This is a genomic window from Hominiventricola sp., assembly GCF_057604405.1.
This window is the reverse complement of sequence record NZ_DBLYVB010000021.1, coordinates 1-21,694: the sequence shown is the minus strand read 5'-3', so window position 1 is coordinate 21,694 and position 21,694 is coordinate 1. Positions and strand designations below refer to the sequence as shown.

Genomic DNA, 21,694 nt, shown 5'->3' with positions numbered 1-21,694 from the left:
ACCTCCTATCTGATCTCTGTCATTCCGCCCATGTACGGACGCAGTACTTCCGGAATACGGACACTGCCATCTGCCTGAAGGTTATTCTCCAGAAATGCGATGAGCATACGAGGTGGAGCAACAACAGTGTTGTTTAATGTGTGAGCAAAATATTTTCCATCCTCACCGTCTACACGGATCTTCAGTCTTCTTGCCTGAGCATCACCCAGATTTGAACAGCTTCCTACTTCAAAGTATTTTTTCTGTCTCGGAGACCATGCCTCTACGTCTACAGATTTTACTTTCAGATCTGCCAGATCACCGGAACAGCACTCCAGAGTACGAACCGGAATATCCATAGAACGGAACAGATCTACGGTATTCTGCCACAGCTTGTCAAACCACATCTTGCTGTCTTCCGGTTTGCAGACTACGATCATTTCCTGTTTCTCAAACTGATGAATTCTGTATACACCTCTCTCCTCGATTCCGTGTGCACCCTTCTCTTTACGGAAACATGGAGAATAACTGGTTAATGTATAAGGAAGTTTCTCTTCCGGAATAATCTGATCAATAAATTTACCAATCATAGAATGCTCACTGGTACCAATAAGGTAAAGATCCTCGCCCTCAATCTTGTACATCATAGCATCCATCTCTGCGAAACTCATAACACCGGTTACGACATTGCTGCGGATCATGAAAGGCGGTACACAGTAAGTAAATCCACGGTTAATCATGAAATCTCTTGCATAGGAGATAACTGCGGAATGAAGTCTTGCAATATCTCCCATCAGATAATAGAATCCATTTCCTGCTACTCTTCTGGCACTGTCAAGATCAATACCATTGAAACGCTCCATAATCTCGGTATGATATGGAATTTCAAAATCCGGAACTACCGGCTCTCCGTATCTCTGTACCTCTACGTTCTCCGTATCATTCTTTCCAATCGGAACGCTCGGATCAATGATATTCGGAATGGTCATCATGATCTTGGTTACTTTCTCATCCAGTTCTTTTTCTTTTACAGACAATTCTTCCAGTTTTTTGGCATCAGCTGCAACCTGTTTTTTTACCTCTTCTGCCTCTTCCTTCTTACCCTGTGCCATCAAAGCACCGATCTGTTTGGAAATCTTATTTTTCTCACTTCTTAATTGGTCTGCTTCCTGCTGTGCAGCTCTTCTCTCTGCATCCAGTGCGATGACTTCATCTACCAGCGGAAGTTTCTGATCCTGGAATTTATTTTTGATATTCTGTTTTACAATATCGGGATTTTCTCTGACAAATTTTAAATCTAACATAACATCCTCCTGTGTTCTCGTTGAACCTATCCTATTTATATTATCTGCTATTCATCAAGAATGCAAGGTCTTATTACTCGAATTTTTCCTTATTTACTGCGATTTTTAAGGCTTCCTGCTCTTCCTCTGACATTTCGATGCTGCATTTGCCGCCCACGATCGTTTTTACATAAGAGTAGCAGCCTTCACGACTGTACATGGAATTAATCATCACACCATTATTTTCCTTATCTAACAGTGTCAGCGCGTAGCTTAATTTTCCGCTCATTTCACGAAATGCATCATACTTTACCAATCCGGTTTTCTGATAGACATGCTGCAGGTTTTCAAAAATAGACTCAATCTGTCTGTCTTTTTCTTCATTGGATTTTTCCAACGCCTCGATTCTCTCAAACTGTGCCAGTACTGTCTCTTCCATGGATTCCATATTTTTTCCCCGCATAAAACGGTCATAAGTTTGGTACAGTTTTTTAAACTTTCCCATCAGTTTAATCTGCATAATCATTAAAATAAAGATCATCAGTAAAAGTACTGCCAAAATTCCTGCTTTTACATAGAATGGATCGATTCCGTTGGATGTCAGAAAGATTGAAATCATACTATTCATTTCATTTTCTCCTTCGTTATGTTATCTAAATATTAAATTTTATTCACTTATGTTACCTTATTTCATTAAAATTTCCATCAAACGTTCCAGTTCATCCATGGAATAATATTCGATCTCAATCTTACCCTTTTGATCATTTTTCCGGTTTATGGAAACTTTTGTACCCAGTGCAGCCTTCATCTTTTCTTCCAGATCCTGAAAAACAGCTGCCTGCTGTGTATTTTCTTCTTTCTTTGCAGTCTTTTCTTTTCCAAGATTCTTTACCAACTTCTCTACATCACGCACGCTGAGCTTTTCGTTGTAGATTTTCGTTGCAGTCTGGAACTGTAGCTCTCCATCTTCAATGGCAAGAAGTGCTCTCGCATGACCGGTAGAAAGCATTCCCTCAATGACCATCTGCTGTACCCGCTCATCCAGCTTGAGCAGACGCATGGAATTAGTGACTGCGGTTCTGCTCTTAGATACGCGCTCGGCTACTTCTTCCTGTTTGAGATTGAATTCCGTGAGCAGCCGTTTGTAAGCAGCCGCTTCTTCAATGGGATTCAGGTTCTCTCTCTGGATATTTTCAATCAGGGAAATCTCTACAATTTCCTGCTCCGTCATTTCACGGATCACAACCGGGACTTCTTTTAATCCTGCCAGCTTGGCAGCACGCCATCTTCTCTCACCGGCAATGATCTCATAGTAATCATCCCGTTTCTGAACAATCAACGGCTGCAGAATGCCGAACTGCTTAATAGACTCTGCCAATTCCTGCAGTGCTTCCTCATCAAAATTTTTACGAGGCTGCTCCCGATTCGGTTCTACCTGATTGATCTTCAATTTGATCTCAATGGGTTTCTCCACAACCTTTTCTACTACTTTCTCAACAACTTTTACTTTTTTTTCTTTTTCTGATACTTTTCCGGTATCCGGGATCAAACTGTCCAGTCCTTTTCCAAGTCCACCACGCTTTACTGCCATTCTTCTTCTCCTTTATGAAGCACTTCCTGTGCCAGCATCCGATAACTCTCCGCACCTGCTGATCTGGTATCATATAAATTAATGGGCAGGCCATGGCTTGGTGCTTCTGCCAGTCGTACATTTCTCGGAATAATCGTTTTATAAATATTCTGATGTAAATACCCTTTTACATTTTCTACAACCTGAAGAGATAGATTGGTTCTGGCATCATACATGGTAAATACCACGCCTTCTATCTCCAGTTTTGGATTCAATCGTTCTTGTACCAGCTCTATTGTATGAATCAGTTGGCTTAATCCTTCCAATGCATAATATTCACACTGAATTGGCACTAACACGGTATCTGCCGCAGTTAATGCATTGACCGTCAGCATATTTAAGGAAGGAGGACAGTCAATAATGATGAAATCATATTTTTTTCTTACCTTATTTAATGCTTTCTTTAAAATATATTCCTTTTCTTCTATTCCAATCAGCTCAATCTCTGCCCCGGCAAGATTTACATTAGAAGCAATTAATGACTGATTTTCTATTTCAGTTTCTACAATACAGTCTTTAATACCGCATTCTCCAAGTAATAGATCATAGACATTATTTTCTACGGCATTTTTATCTACGCCAAGTCCACTTGTAGTATTTCCCTGGGGATCAATATCGACAGTCAGCACTTTCTGACCAAGTTCTGACAGACAGGCTGATAAATTAATGGATGTTGTAGTCTTTCCTACGCCACCCTTCTGATTTGCAATCGCAATTATTCGTCCCACTTTGTTCTCCTTTATACTTTTTCTTCAAATTATTTTTATTATAGCACAACAACGTTTCACGTGAAACATGATATTAAGTTTTTTATTGTAAAACATTGAGGATATGAAAAGAAGTGAGAATATGTGAGCGGAACCGTTCGCACTAAGTCCTCGATCCAGCGGTACTAACCTTCGAATATCGTCTACGACTCATTCTCAGGAAGTACCGGGACTGCGGACGTTCCTTTCACATATTGTCACTTTTGTGTATTTCCTTCAATGTTTCACGTGAAACACAACTTTAGAGTTGCCGAATTAGACGATATGAGATAAAATATACCTATATAGAAAGGAGCGAATACCTTGAAAAACAAAAAACTTACAATATTTCTTACTCTATCTGCTTTACTCAGCAGTTCCCTTGGAACTCTTTTTGCAATAAATAAAATCATTGAAAAGCTTGCTACCAGCAAAGAACTCCTGGATCATCGAAAAAAAGAAACTTACCATTGGCGATTCGGTGATATAAGCTATAGTGTATCCGGTGAGGGAAATCCCTTACTTTTAATTCATGACCTGACACCCGGAAGTTCTTCCATTGAATGGGCTTACCTGGTACCGGAATTATCAAAAACCAATACCGTTTATCTGATTGATCTTCCAGGATGCGGTTTATCGGAACATCCTTCCATCATCTATACCAGTTACATGTACACCCAGTTGGTCAACGACTTTATCCATGATATCATTAAAAAGAGAGCTTTTGTCATTGCCACCGGAAATTCAGCTGCATTTGTTATAGAAGCATGTGGCATCAATGAAAATGCCTTTGAAGACCTGATTCTGATTAATCCAGAGAGTATCCGAACTTTCCGCAAGGCTCCATCCAAACGAACCAAATCCGCAGTCTTCATTTTGAAGCTAAAAATCATTGGAACTTTTATTTACAACATGCTGACTACCAGAAAACTCATAGAAAAAACCTTCGAAGATGATTATTTTTATGATAAAGACAAATTTTCCGATGCTCTGGTAGATTATTACTACGAATCCGCACATTTAGGAGGTCTTTCCGCGAAAAACCTCCACATTAGTCAGGTCGGACGATATATAAATGCTAATATTATCCGTTCTTTGAAATCCATCAATAAGAATATTCATATTCTCTGCAGTGCGGAACTTCCGGATATGCATAAGAAAATGAAAGAATATCAGTATTATAACCCGGCAATTGAGGTCGAATACCTGGATTATGTGAAACGACTTCCTCAATTGGAAACACCAAACGAAATTTTGAAATATTTGCAACTCTATCTTTCTCCAGAAGAGTAAAAAAATGCCCCGCTTCTAATGAAGCGGGGTTTTTGTCGGCATACCTGCCTTTCTCGGATACTTTTTGGGGCATCCACCAACTTTTTTGATTCGTACCAACGAGCGATGGATATCTGACCCAGGCAAATCAAAGTTTTCACAGCTTTCTACCTTTCCTCCCAGTAAAAAGACCGCACCTTTTGCATCCTGCAGTTCTTCTTCGATCTCTCCTGACTTATAGGGAATAAATTCACCTCCAATTTTCACATAGGGGAGACAATATTCCGATAAAGTTGCCAGATTTGCCACTGCTCTGGAAACACAGAGATCATAAACCTCTCGTTTCAGTCCTGGTTTTGCAAAATCTTCTGCCCTTCCATGAATTGTTTCGATATTTTCCAGTCCTGTCTGGCGAATGACTTCATTTAAGAAGTCAATTCGTTTATTTAGGGAATCCAACAACGTTACCTGGATATTGGGAAACACTATTTTCAATGGGAGTCCCGGAAAACCTGCTCCGGTACCCACATCAATGAGGTTATCCACCTCATTCATATTTTTTACCTTCACAATCGACAGACTATCCACAAAATGTTTCTGAACAACCTCTTCAAACTCGGTAATTCCAGTCAAATTCATAAAAGAATTCCACTCTACCAGAAGTTCATAGTAGCGATACAGCTGTTCCGCCATCTGATCTGTCAATGTGATATCCAGATGTGCCATTTTCTGTTTGATATAGGCTAATTTTTCTTCCATAGTTATGATTCCTTCTGATGATTTCCTCTATGTTGTTCCAGATAGACAAGAAGTACGGAAATATCTGCCGGAGATACTCCGGATATTCTGGATGCTTGTCCAACGGATATTGGTTTACATAAATTCAATTTTTGTACTGCTTCTATTCGAAGGCTCTTAATTTCTGCATAATTAATATCTTCCGGCAGTTTTTTGCTTTCCAATTTTTTAAACTGTTCTACCTGTTTCAACTGACGTTTGATATATCCGTCATATTTAATATCAATTTCTACCTGCTCACAAACATCTTGCGGCAGATTCGGCCATTCCGGATCAATTTCCTGCAGATATTCATATTTCATTTCCGGACGTCTTAAAATCTCCGCCAGTGAAGCAGCCGTTTTCAGCGTAGTACTCTCATGCTTCTCCAGAAATGCCTGGACTTCCTTGGAGCCACCCACCATGGTAGATTCCAGTCTTTCTTTTTCCTGCTCAATCATACTGATTTTTGTGAGCAGTTTCTGATAACGCTGCTCATCAATCAATCCCACCTCATGTCCAAGAGGTGTCAGTCTCTGATCTGCGTTATCCTGTCTGAGCAGCAATCGATATTCAGAGCGAGAAGTCATCATTCGATAAGGTTCGTGATTTTCCTTCGTTACCAGATCATCAATAAGTACGCCAATATAACCCTGGGAACGATCAATGACAATCTGCTCACGCCCCAGTACTTCCAACGCTGCATTGATTCCGGCTACCAGGCCCTGACTGGCTGCTTCCTCATATCCGGAACTTCCATTAAACTGTCCTCCGCTGAACAATCCATGAATGTTTTTAAACTCCAAAGTCGGATAAAGCTGCCTTGGGTTAATACAATCATACTCTATCGCATAAGCATTTTTCACAATTTTTGCATGCTCAAGTCCGGCAACTGAATGATACATTTCGTGCTGCACATCTTCAGGAAGAGAACTGGACATACCGCCCACATACATTTCATTCGTATAAAGACCTTCTGGCTCTATAAAGACCTGATGTCGGTTCTTATCTGCAAACCGAACCACTTTATCCTCAATAGAAGGGCAATATCTCGGACCAGTTCCTTCAATCATACCGGAATACAATGGAGACCGGTCCAGATTATTTCGGATAATCTCATGAGTCTTTTCATTTGTATAAGTCAACCAACAGGATGCCTGCTCAATCTGTACGGATTCCGGATCCGTTGTAAAGGAAAAGGGCACCACTCTCTTGTCACCAAACTGCTCTTCCATCTTACTGTAATCAATGGAGCGGCTATCGATTCTCGCTGGTGTTCCGGTTTTAAAGCGATACATCTCAATTCCCAGCTTTTTCAGAGAATCTGTCAGGTAATTTGCTGCCTGAAGACCATTTGGACCCGTATAAGTGCTTACATCACCATAAATACAGCGTGCTTTTAAGTATGTTCCCGTACACAAAACTGCCGCTCTCGCATGATAAATAGCACCAGAATATAGTCTGACACCCGTGACAGCTCCATTCTCGACCATTATTTCCGTCACTTCTCCCTGCACAATCTGGAGATGATCGGTATTTTCCAGCACCTGACGCATGGCGCGACTGTATTCTGCCTTATCAGCCTGAGCGCGAAGGGAATGAACAGCTGGTCCTTTTGATACATTCAGCATTTTTGACTGAATAAAGGTTTTATCAATCACTTTACCCATCTCTCCACCCAGAGCATCCAATTCCCGCACCAGATGTCCCTTGGAACTACCTCCAATATTGGGATTACAGGGCATCAGTGCAATACTGTCCACACTGACCGTAAAGATAACGGTCTCTAATCCGAGTCTTGCGCAGGCCAGAGCTGCCTCGCATCCGGCATGTCCGGCACCTACTACTACTACATCTACATTTTCTTCCAAAAAGGGCATCTTGGTTCCTCCCTATTTACCCATACAAAATTTACTGAAAATCTCATTGACCAGATCTTCCCCTGCCGATTCACCGATAATAGATCCAAGTGTTTCGTAAGCATCCATCAAATCAATGGAGAAAAAGTCTTCCGGCATACCAAGCTCCAGACTTTCCTTAACCTTCTCCAAACTTTCCTTCGCATTTCTCATAGCAGTCTGATGACGGATGTTCGTCAGATACACCTGGTCATTAAAGGAAATATTACCGGACAAAAACATGGATTCAATCAGATCAGATAATTCATCCATTCCGGTCTCCTCTCTTGCTGAAATGCATACCGAAGGTTTGGAAAGTTTTTTCTGAATTTCTTCCGGACCGGTTACCGTAGCAAGATCTGTCTTGTTCAATAAGACAATGACATTTTCATCCTGCAAAAAAGAGATAATCTCCTCATCATTTTCATCCAAAAGTGCAGAACTGTCAACTACATACAGAATTAAATCCGCATCCTGTACTGCTTCTTTTGCCCGTTCCACTCCAATCTTTTCCACCGGGTCGTCTGTTTTCCGAATACCGGCCGTATCCACAATATGAAGACTCAACCCTTTTAACTGAATCTGCTCTTCCAGAATATCTCTGGTAGTTCCAGCCATATCCGTTACAATGGCCCGATTACTTCCCACCAGTACATTCATCAAAGAAGATTTACCTGCATTTGGCTTTCCGATAATCACTGTACGGATTCCTTCTTTTAAAATTCTGCCATTTTGGGCAGAAATCAACAGCTGGTCTGCATTTTTCAGAAGGTTATCCACCTTATCCCCAAGCTTTTGTGTGTATCCATCAAGACTGATATGTTCCGGATCGTCCAATGCAGATTCAATAAATGCAATTTCATAGAGAATTTCTTCCCGCATTTCTTTAATCTTCCGCTGAAGAGATCCTTTCAGCTGACGGACAGAGCTTTTCAATGCATAGTTGTTTTTTGCGTCGATCACATCCATCACCGCTTCCGCCTGGGACAGATCAATTCGTCCATTTAAAAACGCGCGTTTTGTAAATTCTCCTGGTTCTGCAGGTCTTGCTCCACAGCGGATGGCCAGTTCCAACACCTTTTTCATTACAAATACGCCGCCATGACAGTCAATTTCCACTGTATCTTCCGCCGTATAGCTGTGAGGACCTTTCATCAGCAGTACGATCACTTCATCAATGGTCTCTTCTCCATCCACAATCGTTCCATAATGAATGGTATAGGACGGCTGCTCTGACAATACTTTTCCTTCTTTATACGGACGAAACATTTTCTCTCCAATAGAAAATGCATCTTCCCCGCTGATTCGGATTACACCAATTCCCGCTCCGGTCATCGGTGTCGCAATTGCCGCAATTGTATCACTTTTATACATGCCATTCACCAAAAAGAGGACGCTTATTCGCGTCCTCCACCCCTTTTGTCTTTGTTTCGATTGTAATTACCGCTGCGTCTTCCCGGTCCATTGTTGTAACGACGATACCGGTTATTTTCTCTCAGCTGAACTCCCTCTTTCAGAGATACCACTACTTTACGGAACGGTTCTTCTCCTTCACTGTGCGTTTCCACATAACGGTCATTCTGCAGTGCGGAGTGAATCACTCTTCTCTCATAGGGATTCATTGGTTCCAATGTTACCGGTTTTCCGGTTCTGCGTACTTTAGAAGCAATATTCTTTGCAAGATTTTCCAGAGTATCTTTTCTTCTCTGTCGATAATTTTCCGTATCTACTTTTACACGGATATAATCATCTTCCCCTTTATTAACGACCAGGCTTACCAGATACTGAAGAGAATCCAGTGTCTGACCTCTCTTGCCAATCAATACCCCCATATCATCACCGGCAAGATCAATATCAAGTGTTCTCTCTTCTTTATTCTCTTCCATGCTCACGGTTGCTTTCAGATCCATCGCCTCTAATACATCCATCAGGAATTTTTCTGCACGTTCTGCAGTTTCCATCACTTTGCGTGCACGGATTCTGGCTGGTTTGCTGCCGATACCAAGAAAACCATTACTTCCTTTTTCCAGAACTTCATATTCCATTCTGTCAGAAGTTGTCTCCAGCTTAATGGCAGCTTCCATGACAGCATCTTCTACTGTTTTCCCCGTAAACTCTCTGTATTCCATCCCCGGTTCCTCCTCCTTATTTTTTGGTCTTTTCGTTAAACTTGCGAACCATGTCTGCTTTGGATGCAAGACTTCCCGGTTTTTCTGCATTCTTATAATAGTTTGTAGCTGCCTCCATGGCTGCTTTCTTCTCTTCTTCCGTCATTTTCTTAATTCTGCTTTGAGAATCAACGGTACGGGTATCTGCTTTTGCAATATTTGTAATATTCTGAGCAGGAAGACCTTTCTTCTCACGAAGACGGTTGTTCTTCTCTACATTCGCCTTCATAATAGCATCAATATCCAGCTTGTCCAGATGCTTATTAATCAGGAACTGCTGAATTCCTCTTACCACTGCACCCATGATCCAGTAAAGTCCCATACCTGCAGGAAGTGATAAACAAAACCATGCAGACATCAGCGGCATCATCATGTTCATGGACTTCATGGTCGCATTCATGGAATCGTTCCCGTTTCCTGAAGACGGCTGCGGCATCATACGAACGTTGAGCCACTGAGTCAGTGCTGCCAGAACCGGAACCAGAATTGCACCGAATACCATCAGATACTGTCCTGTCGTAAATCCGGATTTGATCATATTCATCGGTGAGTTTGCAATATTAATCAGAACGAAATCATTCAGATGGCTGATAGAAGCATGCGTGCTGTCAATCAGTGCAGTCATGTTCGGGAACTGATCAGCCAGCATATCCCAGGTTGCTTTTCCTGTCTCCTGCAGCCGATACAGCACATCCACAACCGTGTTCATCTGGGTGAAATCTTTTCCAACATATGCGGTCATGGCGCCATTTTTACTCAGCTCCTGCATGAATTCCACTCCACCTGCGGTATTCATGATCTCGGTAGCAAGCTCCGTGAACACATCTTTGACACCGGTTACATAAGCTGGTACTCTCATAATTACCTGATACAGAGCAAACAAAATCGGCATCTGAATCAGCAGCTGTACACAGCTTCCCGTTGGTGAAACGCCATACTTGGTGTAGATTGCTTTGGTTTCTTCATTCATAGCCATCATGGACGCTTCATCTTTTTTATTCTGATACTTCTTCTGAACTGCCTGTATCTCCGGATTCATCTTTGCAGAGAATTTGGAAAACTTCTGCTGCTTGATTGTCAACGGCAGCATCAGAAGATAGATAATAATCGTAAATAAAATAATACATAAACCAATATTCTGGATACCAAATACACCATCAAGAAAATTAAACAGTGCGTTCATAATCCAGCCAAGAATTCTTGCCACATCCCCAATAATGAATGTACTGTTCTGGGTCAATACAATACCTGTCAAAATAAACCTCCTTCAATTTATGGAACTGGGTCATATCCTCCTTTAGAAAAAGGATTGCACCTCAATATTCTCCATAATGCCAGTAAACTGCCCTTCACCGCTCCATATTTCTGAATGGCTTCCAGTCCGTATTGGGAGCAGCTTGGTATATAAGGGCATTTCGTGCTTTTTAACGGTGATAAATATTTCTGATAAAATCGAATCAGATAAATCATAATTGTTTTCATACTAATATTCCATGAAGCTTTCCCAAGTGCTGCAGTGCACTTCCAATATCCTGGCAGGTCTTATCCTTTGCACTCTTCCTTGCGATGACTACCATATCCAAACCACTATTGAACATGTCTTCCTGTAGTCGGTAACTTTCCCTGATCAGCCTGGTTACCCTGTGTCTTACAATACTGTTTCCAACCTTTTTGCTGACCGATATTCCAAGCCGGTTGCGGCCTGTCTGATTTTCCAGAACATACATAACAAGATAACGGTTGGCATAAGACTTCCCGTTCTTATATACATTCTGGAAATCAGCATTTCGTTTCAATGACTCCGAAAATTTCATTGATACTCCTTATAAAAGCCTAGAAGAAAAGGCCACATATATGCGGCCTACGCTGATAACTGCTTTCTTCCTTTTAATCTTCTAGCTGCTAAAACTTTTCTTCCTCCCGGAGTACTCATTCTTGCTCTGAATCCGTGAACTTTCGCTCTGGAACGTTTCTTCGGCTGAAATGTCATTTTCATAAAGGGCACCTCCTTACTTATTCCAATACTACCATATGTTAAAAAACACTATTTCAATTATACGCAGAGACCCTCAGGAAGTCAAGTAAATCCGGCATTTTTTTATTTTAAAAAAGTTTTCCACATTTTTGTGGATAACTTGTGGATAATTTGTGTATATAACCTCTTTTTCCCCGTTACGGCTTGATATCTCAGCAAATTTATTGTATTATTTACCTTGAGAGACTAGCCGCTTTGCAGGTGTGAAAAATATGGTTTTTCTAGTTTTCCACACCCTGGCAATTCTTTTTATCAACAACTTGGGAGAAAAGGGATATGGATACACAACTGGAACTATTAACTGAAAAATGGGACGGAATCCTGCAGACCATCCGGCGGGAAAATGACTTATCGAAAGTAGCATTCGAAACATGGCTGCTTCCTCTGAAGATATTCAGAATCGAAGATCATGTTCTGAAAATTACGGCTCCCTTCGAACAAGCTGTTACTTATGTGGAAAATAAATATAAAATCTTTCTCTATGTGGCAGTTGCAGAAGCTATGGGAGAAGAATATGAGATCGAGATTATCACTGAGGATGAAGCCTCCAAGGAAAAAGCTTATATTCCTCAGCCAAAGAAAATCCCTGCCCCTGTTCCCATGGATGATAAGAAAACCAATCTGAATCCAAAATATACATTTGATACTTTTGTCATCGGCAGCAACAACCGGTTTGCCCATGCGGCCTCTGTGGCTGTAGCGGAATCTCCGGGAAAAGAATATAATCCGCTGTTCTTATATGGAGGCGTTGGACTGGGAAAAACCCACTTGATGCACTCTGTTGCCCATTATATTCTTCAGAAAGATCCGACCAAAAAGGTTCTTTATGTAACTTCTGAAGTATTTACGAATGAGCTGATCGATTCCATTCGTAATGGAAATAACACCAGTATGACAAAATTCCGTGAAAAATACCGGAATATTGATGTTCTTCTCATTGATGACGTCCAATTCATTATCGGAAAAGAAAGTACGCAGGAGGAATTTTTCCATACCTTCAACGCACTTCACAGTGCCAATAAGCAGATCATTATCTCCAGTGACCGTCCTCCAAAAGACATGGAAACACTGGAAGCGAGGTTACAATCCCGCTTTGAATGGGGTCTGATTGCTGATATTTCCTCACCGGATTACGAGACCAGAATGGCCATTCTCCGTAAAAAAGAGGAACTGGATGGCTACAATATTGATGATGAAGTGATCCGCTATATTGCTACCAATATCAAATCCAACATTCGTGAGCTGGAAGGCGCACTAAATAAACTGGTTGCCCTTTCCAATTTGGAAAAAAGAGAAATCAACATCTCCATGGCTGAGGAAGTATTAAAAGATATTATTTCTCCGAACAGCAAACGCGAGGTTACCCCTCAGGTCATCCTGGATGTGGTAGCAGAACACTACGGAGTTTCATCCAGTGATATTATCGGTTCAAAACGAAACTCGGAAATCGTGGTTCCACGACAGATTGTCATGTATTTATGCCGTGAAATTACCGATACCTCCTATAAAGCCATCGGAATCCTCCTTGGAAACCGTGACCATTCCACGATTATCAGTGGCGATAGCAAGGTACGTGACAAACTGGCTTCGGGCGATTCTTCACTGAAGAGCAACATCGATACCATCAAGAAAAAGCTCAGCGCAGGCTGATTTTTTGATAATCTCCTATATAATAGGAAGCAACTCAGATTTTTATTAACATTTTTTTGTGAATATCATGTAGATAACATGTGGAGAAGTGGATCAGTTTTTCGAGGCTGTTTATAACTCTCCGTTTCTTCACATGCTTATGTGCAGATTTCCACATTCATTTTTTCAGAAAAAATCCTTTTACCACAGGGCTTGTACGACTTATTCACAAATCCACACCCCCTACGGCTATGAAGACGGATTTACACCATAAAAACACAGATACACCCACGAAAGGAGTTATACACATGAAATTAATCTGCTCTAAAGCGAATCTCCTGAAAGGAGTTAACATTGTTTCTAAAGCAGTTCCATCTAAAACCACCATGTCCATTCTGGAATGCATTCTTATAGATGCCTCTGCCAATGAAATTAAATTTACAGCCAACGATATGGAACTTGGAATCGAAACCATCGTAGAAGGTGAGATTTTAGAAAAAGGCATCATTGCCATTGATGCAAAAGTATTTTCTGAGATTGTCCGTAAACTTCCGGACAATGAAGTCACCATTGATAGTGACAGTAATTATCAGATTTCCATTACCTGTGAGAAAGCTAATTTCCATATTTCCGGTAAATCCGGTGAAGATTTTTCCTATCTCCCCTATATCGAAAAAACGGATTTTATATCCATTTCTCAGTTCACCTTAAAAGAGCTGATTCGCCAGACTATTTTCTCCATTGCGGATAACGATAACAATAAACTGATGACAGGTGAACTTTTTGAGGTCCATAACAATGAGTTTAAAGTTGTATCACTGGACGGACATCGTATTTCTATCCGTAAAATTGAGTTAAAAGATTCCTATCCAGATCGTAAAGTCATTGTTCCTGGTAAATCACTTCAGGAAGTCAGCAAGATTTTATCTGGCGAAACTGAAGATGAAGTGCGTATTTTCTTTACCGGAAATCATATCGTATTTGAATTTGACAATACGATTGTTGTTTCCCGTCTTATTGAGGGAGAGTATTTTAAGATTAACCAGATGCTTTCCAGTGATTATGAGACAAAATTTGTGATCAATAAAAAAGAGATGTTAAGTTGTATCGATCGTGCAACTCTTCTGGTAAAAGAAGGAGATAAAAAGCCGATTGTATTTAGAATTACTGATGAAAATATGGAGATCAGCATTAATTCCCAGCTGGGTTCCATGAAAGAAGATATTGATATTCAAAAAGAGGGCAAAGATATTCTGATTGGTTTCAATCCGAAATTTCTCATTGATGCCCTTCGTGTCATTGATGATGAAGAGGTTACAATTTACATGGTAAATCCGAAAGCTCCATGCTATATCAGGGATGAAGAAGAAAAATATGTTTATTTGATTCTTCCAGTAAATTTTAATGCTTCAGCAAATTAAGGATGGAAAATATGCAGGAAATTAAATTAAGAGATGAATTTATCAAACTTGGCCAGGCATTAAAAGCAGCCGGACTGGTTGGTTCCGGTGTGGATGCAAAACTGGTTATCCAGGACGGTCTTGTAAAAGTCAATGGCGAAACGGAAGTTCAGAGAGGAAAAAAGCTTTATGATGGGGATATGGTGACCTTTGAAGGAGAAACCATCCGCATTGTGAAATAACAGCTGCGCGGTATTATGTTTATAAAATCTATTAGTCTTCAGAATTATCGAAATTATAAAAATTTGAGTCTTGATTTTGATCCGAAGACGAACATTTTCTATGGGGATAATGCCCAGGGAAAGACAAATATTCTGGAAGCTGTCTATGTAAGCGGGACAACCAGATCACATAAAAGCGCAAAAGACCGGGAACTGATTTATTTTGGGGAAGAAGAAGCCCACATCTGTACCATCATGGAAAGGAATGGACTGGATCATAAGATCGATCTTCATCTGAGAAAAAATAAAACCAAGGGAATTGCCATAGATGGAATTCCGATTCGAAAGGCCAGTGAACTCTTTGGCCTGGTACATTTTGTGTTTTTTTCCCCGGAGGATCTGTGCATTATAAAGAACGGCCCGTCTGAAAGAAGACGATTTATCGACTCAGAATTATGTCAACTAGATAAGGTTTACCTTCATGAACTGGCCAATTATAACAAAATCGTTTTGCAAAGAAATAAACTGTTGAAAGAAATTCATTTTCGACAGGATTACAGAGAGGTACTTGAAATTCTGGACCTACAGCTGATAAAATATGGCAGGGAGATCATTCGGCGGCGTACACTTTTTGTACAGGAACTGAATGAAATCATTCAGGAAATTCACCAGAAACTGTCTGGAGGACAGGAACAGATTGTGCTGGGGTATGAAGCCAATGTACAGGAAGATCAGCTGGAACAAAAGCTTCAGGATCACATGGATCGGGATATTCATCTGAAGACCACTACCGCAGGGCCTCACAGGGATGACCTTTCCTTTCTGGTAAATGATATTGACATCCGCAAGTTCGGATCTCAGGGGCAACAGAGAACTGCTGCTCTGTCTTTGAAGCTGTCTGAAATTGAGCTGGTGAAGCGTCGCGTTCATGATACACCGGTGCTTCTTCTGGACGACGTATTGTCTGAGCTGGACAGCAGCAGGCAAAACTATTTATTAAACAGCATCGAAAATATACAGACATTGATTACATGTACCGGATTGGATGAATTTATTAATCATCGTTTTTCGGTCAATAAGATTTATAAAGTCAGCGGTGGAAATGTAACTGTGAAAAATTAACAGGAGGCGGATCAATGAATAACGAATACGGAGCAGATCAAATTCAGATTTTGGAGGGACTGGAAGCAGTCAGAAAGAGACCGGGAATGTATATTGATGATACATCTTTCAGAGGCCTTCATCATCTGGTATATGAGATTGTAGACAATTCCATTGATGAGGCTCTTGCAGGGTATTGTACCCATATACAGGTAACCATTCATAAAGATAATTCGATCACGGTAGAGGATGATGGCCGTGGAATTCCTACAGGTATTAACCATAAAGCAGGAAAACCCGCAGTTGAAGTCGTATTTACCGTGCTGCATGCCGGCGGAAAATTCGGCGGTGGAGGATACAAGGTATCAGGAGGTCTTCACGGTGTAGGAGCTTCTGTTGTAAATGCTCTTTCTGACTGGCTGGAAGTTACCATTTACAGCGAAGGAAAGATTTATAAACAGCGGTATGAGAGAGGCAAAGTATGTTATCCGCTGGAAGTGGTTGGTACCTGTCTTCCAAGTAAGACTGGTACGTCGGTCAGCTTCCTTCCGGATGAGACAATGTTTGAGGTGACAGAATACGATTTCAAGACACTGCAGACCAGACTGCGTGAGATGGCATTCCTGACCAAAGGGCTTAAGATTACTTTGACCGATGAGAGGGTAGAGCCGGTACTTTCCAAGGTGTACCACTATGAAGGCGGTATTCAGGAGTTTGTACAGTATTTGAACAAGAGTACCACGCCGATCTATGATGACATTATTTACTGCGAGGGCGTGAAGGATGGTGTGCAGGTGGAAGTTGCATTCCAACACAACGATTCTTATTCTGAGAACTGCTACAGCTTTGTAAATAATATTAATACCCATGAAGGCGGAACTCATCTGACCGGATTTAAGAATGCCCTGACCAGGACATTTAATGATTATGCAAGAAAAAATAAACTTCTGAAAGACAGTGAAAACAACCTTTCAGGAGAAGATATCCGTGAGGGACTGACAGCCATTATCAGTGTCAAGATCAGTGAGCCCCAGTTCGGTGGACAGACCAAGCACAGCCTTGGAAATACGGAGGCAAAGAGTGCAGTAGACGGCATTGTATCCGAGCGTCTGACGGTTTATCTGGAGCAGAATCCGCAGGTGGCAAAGATGATCCTTGATAAGTCTATTCTGGCTCAGAGAGCCCGTGAGGCGGCCAGAAAGGCAAGAGATCTGACCAGAAGAAAATCTGCTCTTGATACGTTTGCACTGCCCGGAAAATTGGCAGATTGTTCCGATAAGGATCCGGTAAACTGCGAGATCTACATCGTAGAGGGAGATTCCGCAGGCGGTTCTGCGAAGACGGCCCGTAACCGGAATACCCAGGCAATCCTGCCGCTCCGAGGCAAGATTCTGAATGTGGAGAAAGCACGTCTTGACCGTATTTACGGGAATGAAGAGATTAAATCCATGATCACGGCATTTGGTACCGGTATTCATGAAGATTTTGATATTTCTAAACTGAGATATCACAAGATCATCATTATGACGGATGCCGATGTGGACGGTGCCCATATCAGTACATTGCTCTTAACCTTCTTATACCGGTTTATGCCGGAGCTGATCCGTCAGGGATATGTGTATCTGGCACAGCCGCCTTTGTACAAGGTAGAAAAGAACAAAAAAGTATGGTATGCCTACAGTGATGAAGAACTGAATGATATTCTGACGGAGATCGGCCGCGATCAGAACAACAAGATTCAGCGTTACAAAGGTCTGGGAGAGATGGATGCAGAGCAGCTCTGGGAGACAACCATGGATCCGGAGCGTCGTGTGCTTTTAAGGGTTACCATGAATGAGGAGCAGACCTCTGAGATTGATCTTACCTTTACTACCCTGATGGGAGATAAAGTAGAGCCGAGAAAAGAATTCATCGAAGCTAATGCGAAATACGTGAAGAATCTGGATATATAGTCTGAATATGGGGATTAGATGATGGAAGATAATATTTTTGATAAAATTCATGAAGTAGACTTGAAAGAGACCATGGAGACCTCTTACATTGATTATGCAATGAGTGTCATCGCGTCCAGAGCGCTCCCTGATGTCAGGGACGGTTTAAAACCGGTACAGCGCCGTGTGCTCTACTCTATGATAGAACTGAATAACGGACCTGATAAGCCTCACAGAAAATGTGCCCGTATTGTCGGCGATACCATGGGTAAATATCATCCCCATGGAGACAGCTCTATCTATGGAGCCCTGGTTAATATGGCACAGGAGTGGTCCACCCGTTACCCGTTAGTAGACGGTCATGGAAATTTTGGCTCCGTGGATGGTGACGGTGCAGCTGCCATGCGTTATACTGAGGCACGTTTAAGCAAGATTTCCATGGAGATGCTGGCAGACATTAACAAAGATACGGTTGATTTTGTACCGAACTTTGATGAAACGGAGAAAGAGCCGTCGGTACTGCCGTCCAGATATCCGAACCTTCTGGCAAACGGAACTTCCGGTATTGCCGTTGGTATGGCAACCAATATTCCGCCCCACAACCTGAGGGAGATTATTGGTGCGGTAGTAAAGATTATTGATAATCGTATTGAAGAGGACAGAGAAACTGGCATTGACGAAGTGCTGGATATTGTAAAGGGACCGGATTTTCCGACAGGTGCGGAGATCCTTGGTACAGCAGGAATCAACGAAGCTTACAGAACCGGACGTGGAAAGATCAGGGTACGTTCCGTGAGCAACATTGAAGCCATGCCAAATGGAAAGAACCGGATCGTTGTCACAGAAATTCCGTATATGGTTAATAAAGCCCGCCTGATTGAGAAGATTGCGGAGCTGGTAAAAGACAAGAGAATTGACGGAATTACCCATATTGCCGATGAGTCCAGCCGTGAAGGCATGAGAATCAATATCGAGCTTCGAAAAGACGTGAATCCAAATGTGATTTTAAATCAGCTGTATAAGCATACACAGCTGCAGGATACGTTTGGTGTTATTATGCTGGCTCTGGTTGATAATGAACCAAGAGTATTAAATCTTCTGGAGATGCTGCAGTATTATCTGGCACATCAGGAAGATGTTGTAACGAGAAGAACCAAATACGAACTGAATAAAGCGGAAGAGCGTGCCCACATCTTACAAGGCCTGCTCATTGCGCTGGATAACATTGACCGTGTGATCCAGATTATCCGCGGTTCCCAGACGGTTCAGATTGCAAAAGCTTCCCTGATTGAGGAGTTTGCACTGGATGATGTACAGGCACAGGCCATTGTTGATATGCGTCTGCGTACACTGACCGGTCTGGAACGCGACAAGATTGAAAAAGAGTATGAAGATCTGATGGCACGGATTGATTACCTGAAAGGCATCCTGGCGGACGAGAAGAAGCTTCTCGGTGTAATCCGCGAGGAAATTATGCTGATCTCTGATAAATACGGAGATGACCGGAGAACCAAGATTGGTTATGATGAGTTTGATCTGAGTATGGAAGATCTGATTCCGGTCAGTGATTCTGTCATTACCATGACACATCTGGGATATATCAAACGTATGACCGTAGATAATTTCCGCAGCCAGAACCGCGGCGGCAAGGGTATTAAAGGTATGCAGACACTGGATGAAGATTTTATTGAAGAGATCTTCATGACCACGACGCATCATTACCTGATGTTCTTTACCAACTTCGGACGGGCATACCGTATGAAGGCCTATGAGATTCCGGAGGCAGGAAGAACCGCAAGGGGAACTGCCATCATCAACCTTCTGCAGCTGCAGCCGGGTGAGAAGATCTCTGCAGTCATTCCGGTAAAAGAGTGGGATGAAACCAATTATCTCATTATGGCTACCAGAGACGGCATTGTGAAGAAGACGAAGATGAAGGATTACTCCAACATCCGGAAGACAGGTCTTCTGGCTATCAGTCTCCGTGAAGGTGATGAGCTCATTGAGGTGAAGATCACCGATGGTAATGACGACGTGATTCTGATTACGAAGAATGGTATGAGTATCCGGTTCCATGAGACCGATGTACGTACTACAGGACGTGTTTCCATGGGTGTTATTGGTATGAATCTGGATGAAGATGATGAAGTGGTTGCCATGCAGCTTGACCGTCAGGGCGAGTATCTTCTGATTGTTTCTGAAAATGGATACGGAAAAAGAACTTTAACCTCTGAATTCCATGTACAGAATCGTGGCGGTAAAGGTCTGAAGTGCTATAAGATTATGGATAAGACCGGCTGTGTGATCGGTGCCAAGGCAGTCAATGACGGCAATGAGATTATGATGATTACCAATGAGGGAATCGTAATCCGTACCGGCTGTGATGATATTTCTCTTCTTAAGAGAATTACTTCCGGTGTGAAACTCATGGACATCAAGGCGGAAGAAGGCATCAAGGTAGCCAATATTGCAAAGGTAAGACAGGAAGTTTCTCAGGATAATGACCTGGAGGATGGATTTGAAGAGTCTGTAGAATCCATGGAAGAGTCAGAAACGGAGTCTGAAGAATGAAAAGAATCTTATTGATGGTATTCCGTAATATCATCTTTGTTCCATATTGGTTTTGTCAGCTTCTCTGGTATGCGGCCCATACGGACAGCATACCGGAGGAGAAAAAGCTGGCACTGCTGAAAAAAATCGTAGCACATGCCAATGCGGGCGGCAATGTGACGGTAAAGGCATATGGTACGGAACATATCCCGCGTGATGGAAGCTTTATGTTTTATCCGAATCATCAAGGACTTTATGATGTGCTGGCAATCATTGATACCTGTCCGCGTCTGTTTTCTGTTGTCATGAAAAAAGAACTGAAAGACATCTTTTTCTTAAAACAGGTTTTTCAGATTATGGGAGCTTATGCACTGGACAGAGAAGATGTGCGTCAGTCCATGAAGGTGATTCAGCAGGTGAGCCAGGATGTGGCAGCAGGCAGAAACTTCCTGATCTTCCCGGAGGGTACCAGATCCAGAGATGGAAATGAACTAGGGGAATTCAAAGGCGGTTCATTTAAATGTGCCATGAAGGCAAAATGCCCCATTATACCGGTAGCCATTATTGATTCTTATAAAGCATTCGATACCAGCTCTACGGAAAATGTAAATGTACAGATACATTATCTGGAACCGATTACATACGATGAATACAAGATGTTGAAGACGACAGAAGTTGCAAAAATTGTGAAAGAAAAAATCAAAAATACTATTGACAATTACACAACCTGTTAGTATAATATACAATGCGTCGCGAAATGAGGCGCGGAGAAATACTCAAGTGGCTGAAGAGGCGCCCCTGCTAAGGGTGTAGGTCGGGTGACCGGCGCGAGGGTTCAAATCCCTCTTTCTCCGTTTTCTTTTATCAAAATAACAACTAAAAACAAATTAAAAAAATTGAAAAAAGTTGTTGACAAGATAAAAGAGATATGATAAGATAGTCAAGTCGTCGCGAGAGAACGAATGACAAAGACAAACAATGAACCTTGATAATTAAATAGTGCTTTAAAGATCTTCGAAAATTCTTTTTGAAAATTTTTAAACGAACAGCTTTAACTTATATAAGTCAAAAGCA

Annotated in this window: 19 protein-coding genes, 1 tRNA gene and 1 pseudogene; 9 read left to right on the top strand and 12 right to left on the bottom strand. The window is 41.7% G+C overall.

What is annotated here, in order from left to right; all coding sequences use genetic code 11:
- Positions 1-5: 5 nt before the first annotated feature.
- The 4 genes from serS to ACZMB2_RS11435 form a co-directional block, all read right to left on the bottom strand.
- Entirely contained in the window at positions 6-1,283 is a 1,278-nt protein-coding gene (gene serS / locus ACZMB2_RS11450; RefSeq protein WP_487596858.1) for a serine--tRNA ligase, read from the bottom strand.
- 73 nt (positions 1,284-1,356) lie between these two features.
- Complete coding sequence (locus tag ACZMB2_RS11445; RefSeq protein WP_487596857.1) at positions 1,357-1,890, bottom strand: DUF4446 family protein; 534 nt, start codon at positions 1,888-1,890, stop codon at positions 1,357-1,359.
- Positions 1,891-1,947: 57 nt separating this feature from the next.
- Positions 1,948-2,853 (bottom strand): ParB/RepB/Spo0J family partition protein, encoded by a 906-nt coding sequence (locus ACZMB2_RS11440; RefSeq protein ID WP_487596856.1) that lies wholly within the window; start codon positions 2,851-2,853, stop codon positions 1,948-1,950.
- Positions 2,844-3,620, bottom strand: coding sequence for a ParA family protein (locus ACZMB2_RS11435; RefSeq protein WP_487596855.1), 777 nt, complete (start codon positions 3,618-3,620; stop codon positions 2,844-2,846). Before ACZMB2_RS11435 ends, ACZMB2_RS11440 begins: the two co-directional genes overlap by 10 nt.
- A 342-nt stretch (positions 3,621-3,962) precedes the next feature.
- Here ACZMB2_RS11435 and ACZMB2_RS11430 point away from each other — a divergent pair, with 342 nt between their 5' ends.
- Positions 3,963-4,931, top strand: coding sequence for an alpha/beta hydrolase (locus ACZMB2_RS11430; RefSeq protein WP_487596854.1), 969 nt, complete (start codon positions 3,963-3,965; stop codon positions 4,929-4,931).
- Positions 4,932-4,946: 15 nt separating this feature from the next.
- Here ACZMB2_RS11430 and rsmG read toward each other — a convergent pair whose 3' ends face one another.
- From rsmG to rpmH, 8 genes and pseudogenes are all read right to left on the bottom strand, one after another.
- Complete coding sequence (gene rsmG, locus ACZMB2_RS11425) at positions 4,947-5,669, bottom strand: 16S rRNA (guanine(527)-N(7))-methyltransferase RsmG (RefSeq protein WP_487596853.1); 723 nt, start codon at positions 5,667-5,669, stop codon at positions 4,947-4,949.
- A gap of 2 nt (positions 5,670-5,671) precedes the next feature.
- Positions 5,672-7,614, bottom strand: a pseudogene (gene mnmG / locus ACZMB2_RS11420) (tRNA uridine-5-carboxymethylaminomethyl(34) synthesis enzyme MnmG).
- Positions 7,580-8,959, bottom strand: a complete 1,380-nt coding sequence (gene mnmE, locus ACZMB2_RS11415; RefSeq protein ID WP_487596852.1) for a tRNA uridine-5-carboxymethylaminomethyl(34) synthesis GTPase MnmE — start codon at positions 8,957-8,959, stop codon at positions 7,580-7,582. Before mnmE ends, mnmG begins: the two are co-directional and overlap by 35 nt.
- A gap of 23 nt (positions 8,960-8,982) precedes the next feature.
- The gene (jag, locus tag ACZMB2_RS11410) at positions 8,983-9,714 is read right to left on the bottom strand and encodes an RNA-binding cell elongation regulator Jag/EloR (protein ID WP_487596851.1); all 732 of its coding nucleotides are present in this window, start codon (positions 9,712-9,714) and stop codon (positions 8,983-8,985) included.
- Positions 9,715-9,730: 16 nt separating this feature from the next.
- The gene (locus ACZMB2_RS11405; protein WP_487596850.1) at positions 9,731-11,008 is read right to left on the bottom strand and encodes a YidC/Oxa1 family membrane protein insertase; all 1,278 of its coding nucleotides are present in this window, start codon (positions 11,006-11,008) and stop codon (positions 9,731-9,733) included.
- A 17-nt stretch (positions 11,009-11,025) separates the two neighbouring features.
- Complete coding sequence (yidD, locus tag ACZMB2_RS11400; protein ID WP_487596849.1) at positions 11,026-11,235, bottom strand: membrane protein insertion efficiency factor YidD; 210 nt, start codon at positions 11,233-11,235, stop codon at positions 11,026-11,028.
- On the bottom strand, positions 11,232-11,567 hold the full coding sequence (gene rnpA, locus ACZMB2_RS11395; RefSeq protein ID WP_487596848.1) for a ribonuclease P protein component: 336 nt from the start codon (positions 11,565-11,567) through the stop codon (positions 11,232-11,234). The genes yidD and rnpA overlap by 4 nt, the downstream gene beginning before the upstream one ends.
- A 47-nt stretch (positions 11,568-11,614) precedes the next feature.
- Positions 11,615-11,749 (bottom strand): 50S ribosomal protein L34, encoded by a 135-nt coding sequence (gene rpmH / locus ACZMB2_RS11390; protein ID WP_117500048.1) that lies wholly within the window; start codon positions 11,747-11,749, stop codon positions 11,615-11,617.
- Between the two features lie 315 nt (positions 11,750-12,064).
- On the opposite strand from rpmH, the gene dnaA reads away from it, so the two are divergent.
- The 8 genes from dnaA to ACZMB2_RS11350 all read left to right on the top strand — a co-directional run bounded on the left by dnaA (position 12,065) and on the right by ACZMB2_RS11350 (position 21,474).
- The gene (gene dnaA / locus ACZMB2_RS11385) at positions 12,065-13,438 is read left to right on the top strand and encodes a chromosomal replication initiator protein DnaA (RefSeq protein ID WP_487596847.1); all 1,374 of its coding nucleotides are present in this window, start codon (positions 12,065-12,067) and stop codon (positions 13,436-13,438) included.
- Between the two features lie 287 nt (positions 13,439-13,725).
- Positions 13,726-14,838 (top strand): DNA polymerase III subunit beta, encoded by a 1,113-nt coding sequence (gene dnaN, locus ACZMB2_RS11380; RefSeq protein WP_487596846.1) that lies wholly within the window; start codon positions 13,726-13,728, stop codon positions 14,836-14,838.
- Between the two features lie 11 nt (positions 14,839-14,849).
- Complete coding sequence (locus tag ACZMB2_RS11375) at positions 14,850-15,059, top strand: RNA-binding S4 domain-containing protein (RefSeq protein ID WP_487596845.1); 210 nt, start codon at positions 14,850-14,852, stop codon at positions 15,057-15,059.
- A 15-nt stretch (positions 15,060-15,074) separates the two neighbouring features.
- The gene (gene recF, locus ACZMB2_RS11370; protein WP_487596844.1) at positions 15,075-16,160 is read left to right on the top strand and encodes a DNA replication/repair protein RecF; all 1,086 of its coding nucleotides are present in this window, start codon (positions 15,075-15,077) and stop codon (positions 16,158-16,160) included.
- A gap of 14 nt (positions 16,161-16,174) precedes the next feature.
- Entirely contained in the window at positions 16,175-18,091 is a 1,917-nt protein-coding gene (gene gyrB, locus ACZMB2_RS11365; RefSeq protein ID WP_487596843.1) for a DNA topoisomerase (ATP-hydrolyzing) subunit B, read from the top strand.
- Positions 18,092-18,112: 21 nt separating this feature from the next.
- Positions 18,113-20,641, top strand: a complete 2,529-nt coding sequence (gyrA, locus tag ACZMB2_RS11360) for a DNA gyrase subunit A (RefSeq protein WP_487596873.1) — start codon at positions 18,113-18,115, stop codon at positions 20,639-20,641.
- The gene (locus ACZMB2_RS11355; RefSeq protein ID WP_487596842.1) at positions 20,638-21,354 is read left to right on the top strand and encodes a lysophospholipid acyltransferase family protein; all 717 of its coding nucleotides are present in this window, start codon (positions 20,638-20,640) and stop codon (positions 21,352-21,354) included. The genes gyrA and ACZMB2_RS11355 overlap by 4 nt, the downstream gene beginning before the upstream one ends.
- A gap of 32 nt (positions 21,355-21,386) precedes the next feature.
- Positions 21,387-21,474: transfer RNA gene (locus tag ACZMB2_RS11350), tRNA-Ser, on the top strand.
- Positions 21,475-21,694: the final 220 nt, after the last annotated feature.

Coding starts and splice junctions, on each gene's coding strand:
- mnmE (WP_487596852.1), bottom strand. CDS start 8,959: ATGTATAAAAGTGATACAATTGCGGCAATTGCGACACCGATGACCGGA.
- gyrB (WP_487596843.1), top strand. CDS start 16,175: ATGAATAACGAATACGGAGCAGATCAAATTCAGATTTTGGAGGGACTG.
- serS (WP_487596858.1), bottom strand. CDS start 1,283: ATGTTAGATTTAAAATTTGTCAGAGAAAATCCCGATATTGTAAAACAG.
- jag (WP_487596851.1), bottom strand. CDS start 9,714: ATGGAATACAGAGAGTTTACGGGGAAAACAGTAGAAGATGCTGTCATG.
- ACZMB2_RS11355 (WP_487596842.1), top strand. CDS start 20,638: ATGAAAAGAATCTTATTGATGGTATTCCGTAATATCATCTTTGTTCCA.
- gyrA (WP_487596873.1), top strand. CDS start 18,113: ATGGAAGATAATATTTTTGATAAAATTCATGAAGTAGACTTGAAAGAG.
- rsmG (WP_487596853.1), bottom strand. CDS start 5,669: ATGGAAGAAAAATTAGCCTATATCAAACAGAAAATGGCACATCTGGAT.
- rnpA (WP_487596848.1), bottom strand. CDS start 11,567: ATGAAATTTTCGGAGTCATTGAAACGAAATGCTGATTTCCAGAATGTA.
- rpmH (WP_117500048.1), bottom strand. CDS start 11,749: ATGAAAATGACATTTCAGCCGAAGAAACGTTCCAGAGCGAAAGTTCAC.
- dnaN (WP_487596846.1), top strand. CDS start 13,726: ATGAAATTAATCTGCTCTAAAGCGAATCTCCTGAAAGGAGTTAACATT.
- ACZMB2_RS11375 (WP_487596845.1), top strand. CDS start 14,850: ATGCAGGAAATTAAATTAAGAGATGAATTTATCAAACTTGGCCAGGCA.
- ACZMB2_RS11440 (WP_487596856.1), bottom strand. CDS start 2,853: ATGGCAGTAAAGCGTGGTGGACTTGGAAAAGGACTGGACAGTTTGATC.
- recF (WP_487596844.1), top strand. CDS start 15,075: ATGTTTATAAAATCTATTAGTCTTCAGAATTATCGAAATTATAAAAAT.
- dnaA (WP_487596847.1), top strand. CDS start 12,065: ATGGATACACAACTGGAACTATTAACTGAAAAATGGGACGGAATCCTG.
- ACZMB2_RS11445 (WP_487596857.1), bottom strand. CDS start 1,890: ATGAATAGTATGATTTCAATCTTTCTGACATCCAACGGAATCGATCCA.
- yidD (WP_487596849.1), bottom strand. CDS start 11,235: ATGAAAACAATTATGATTTATCTGATTCGATTTTATCAGAAATATTTA.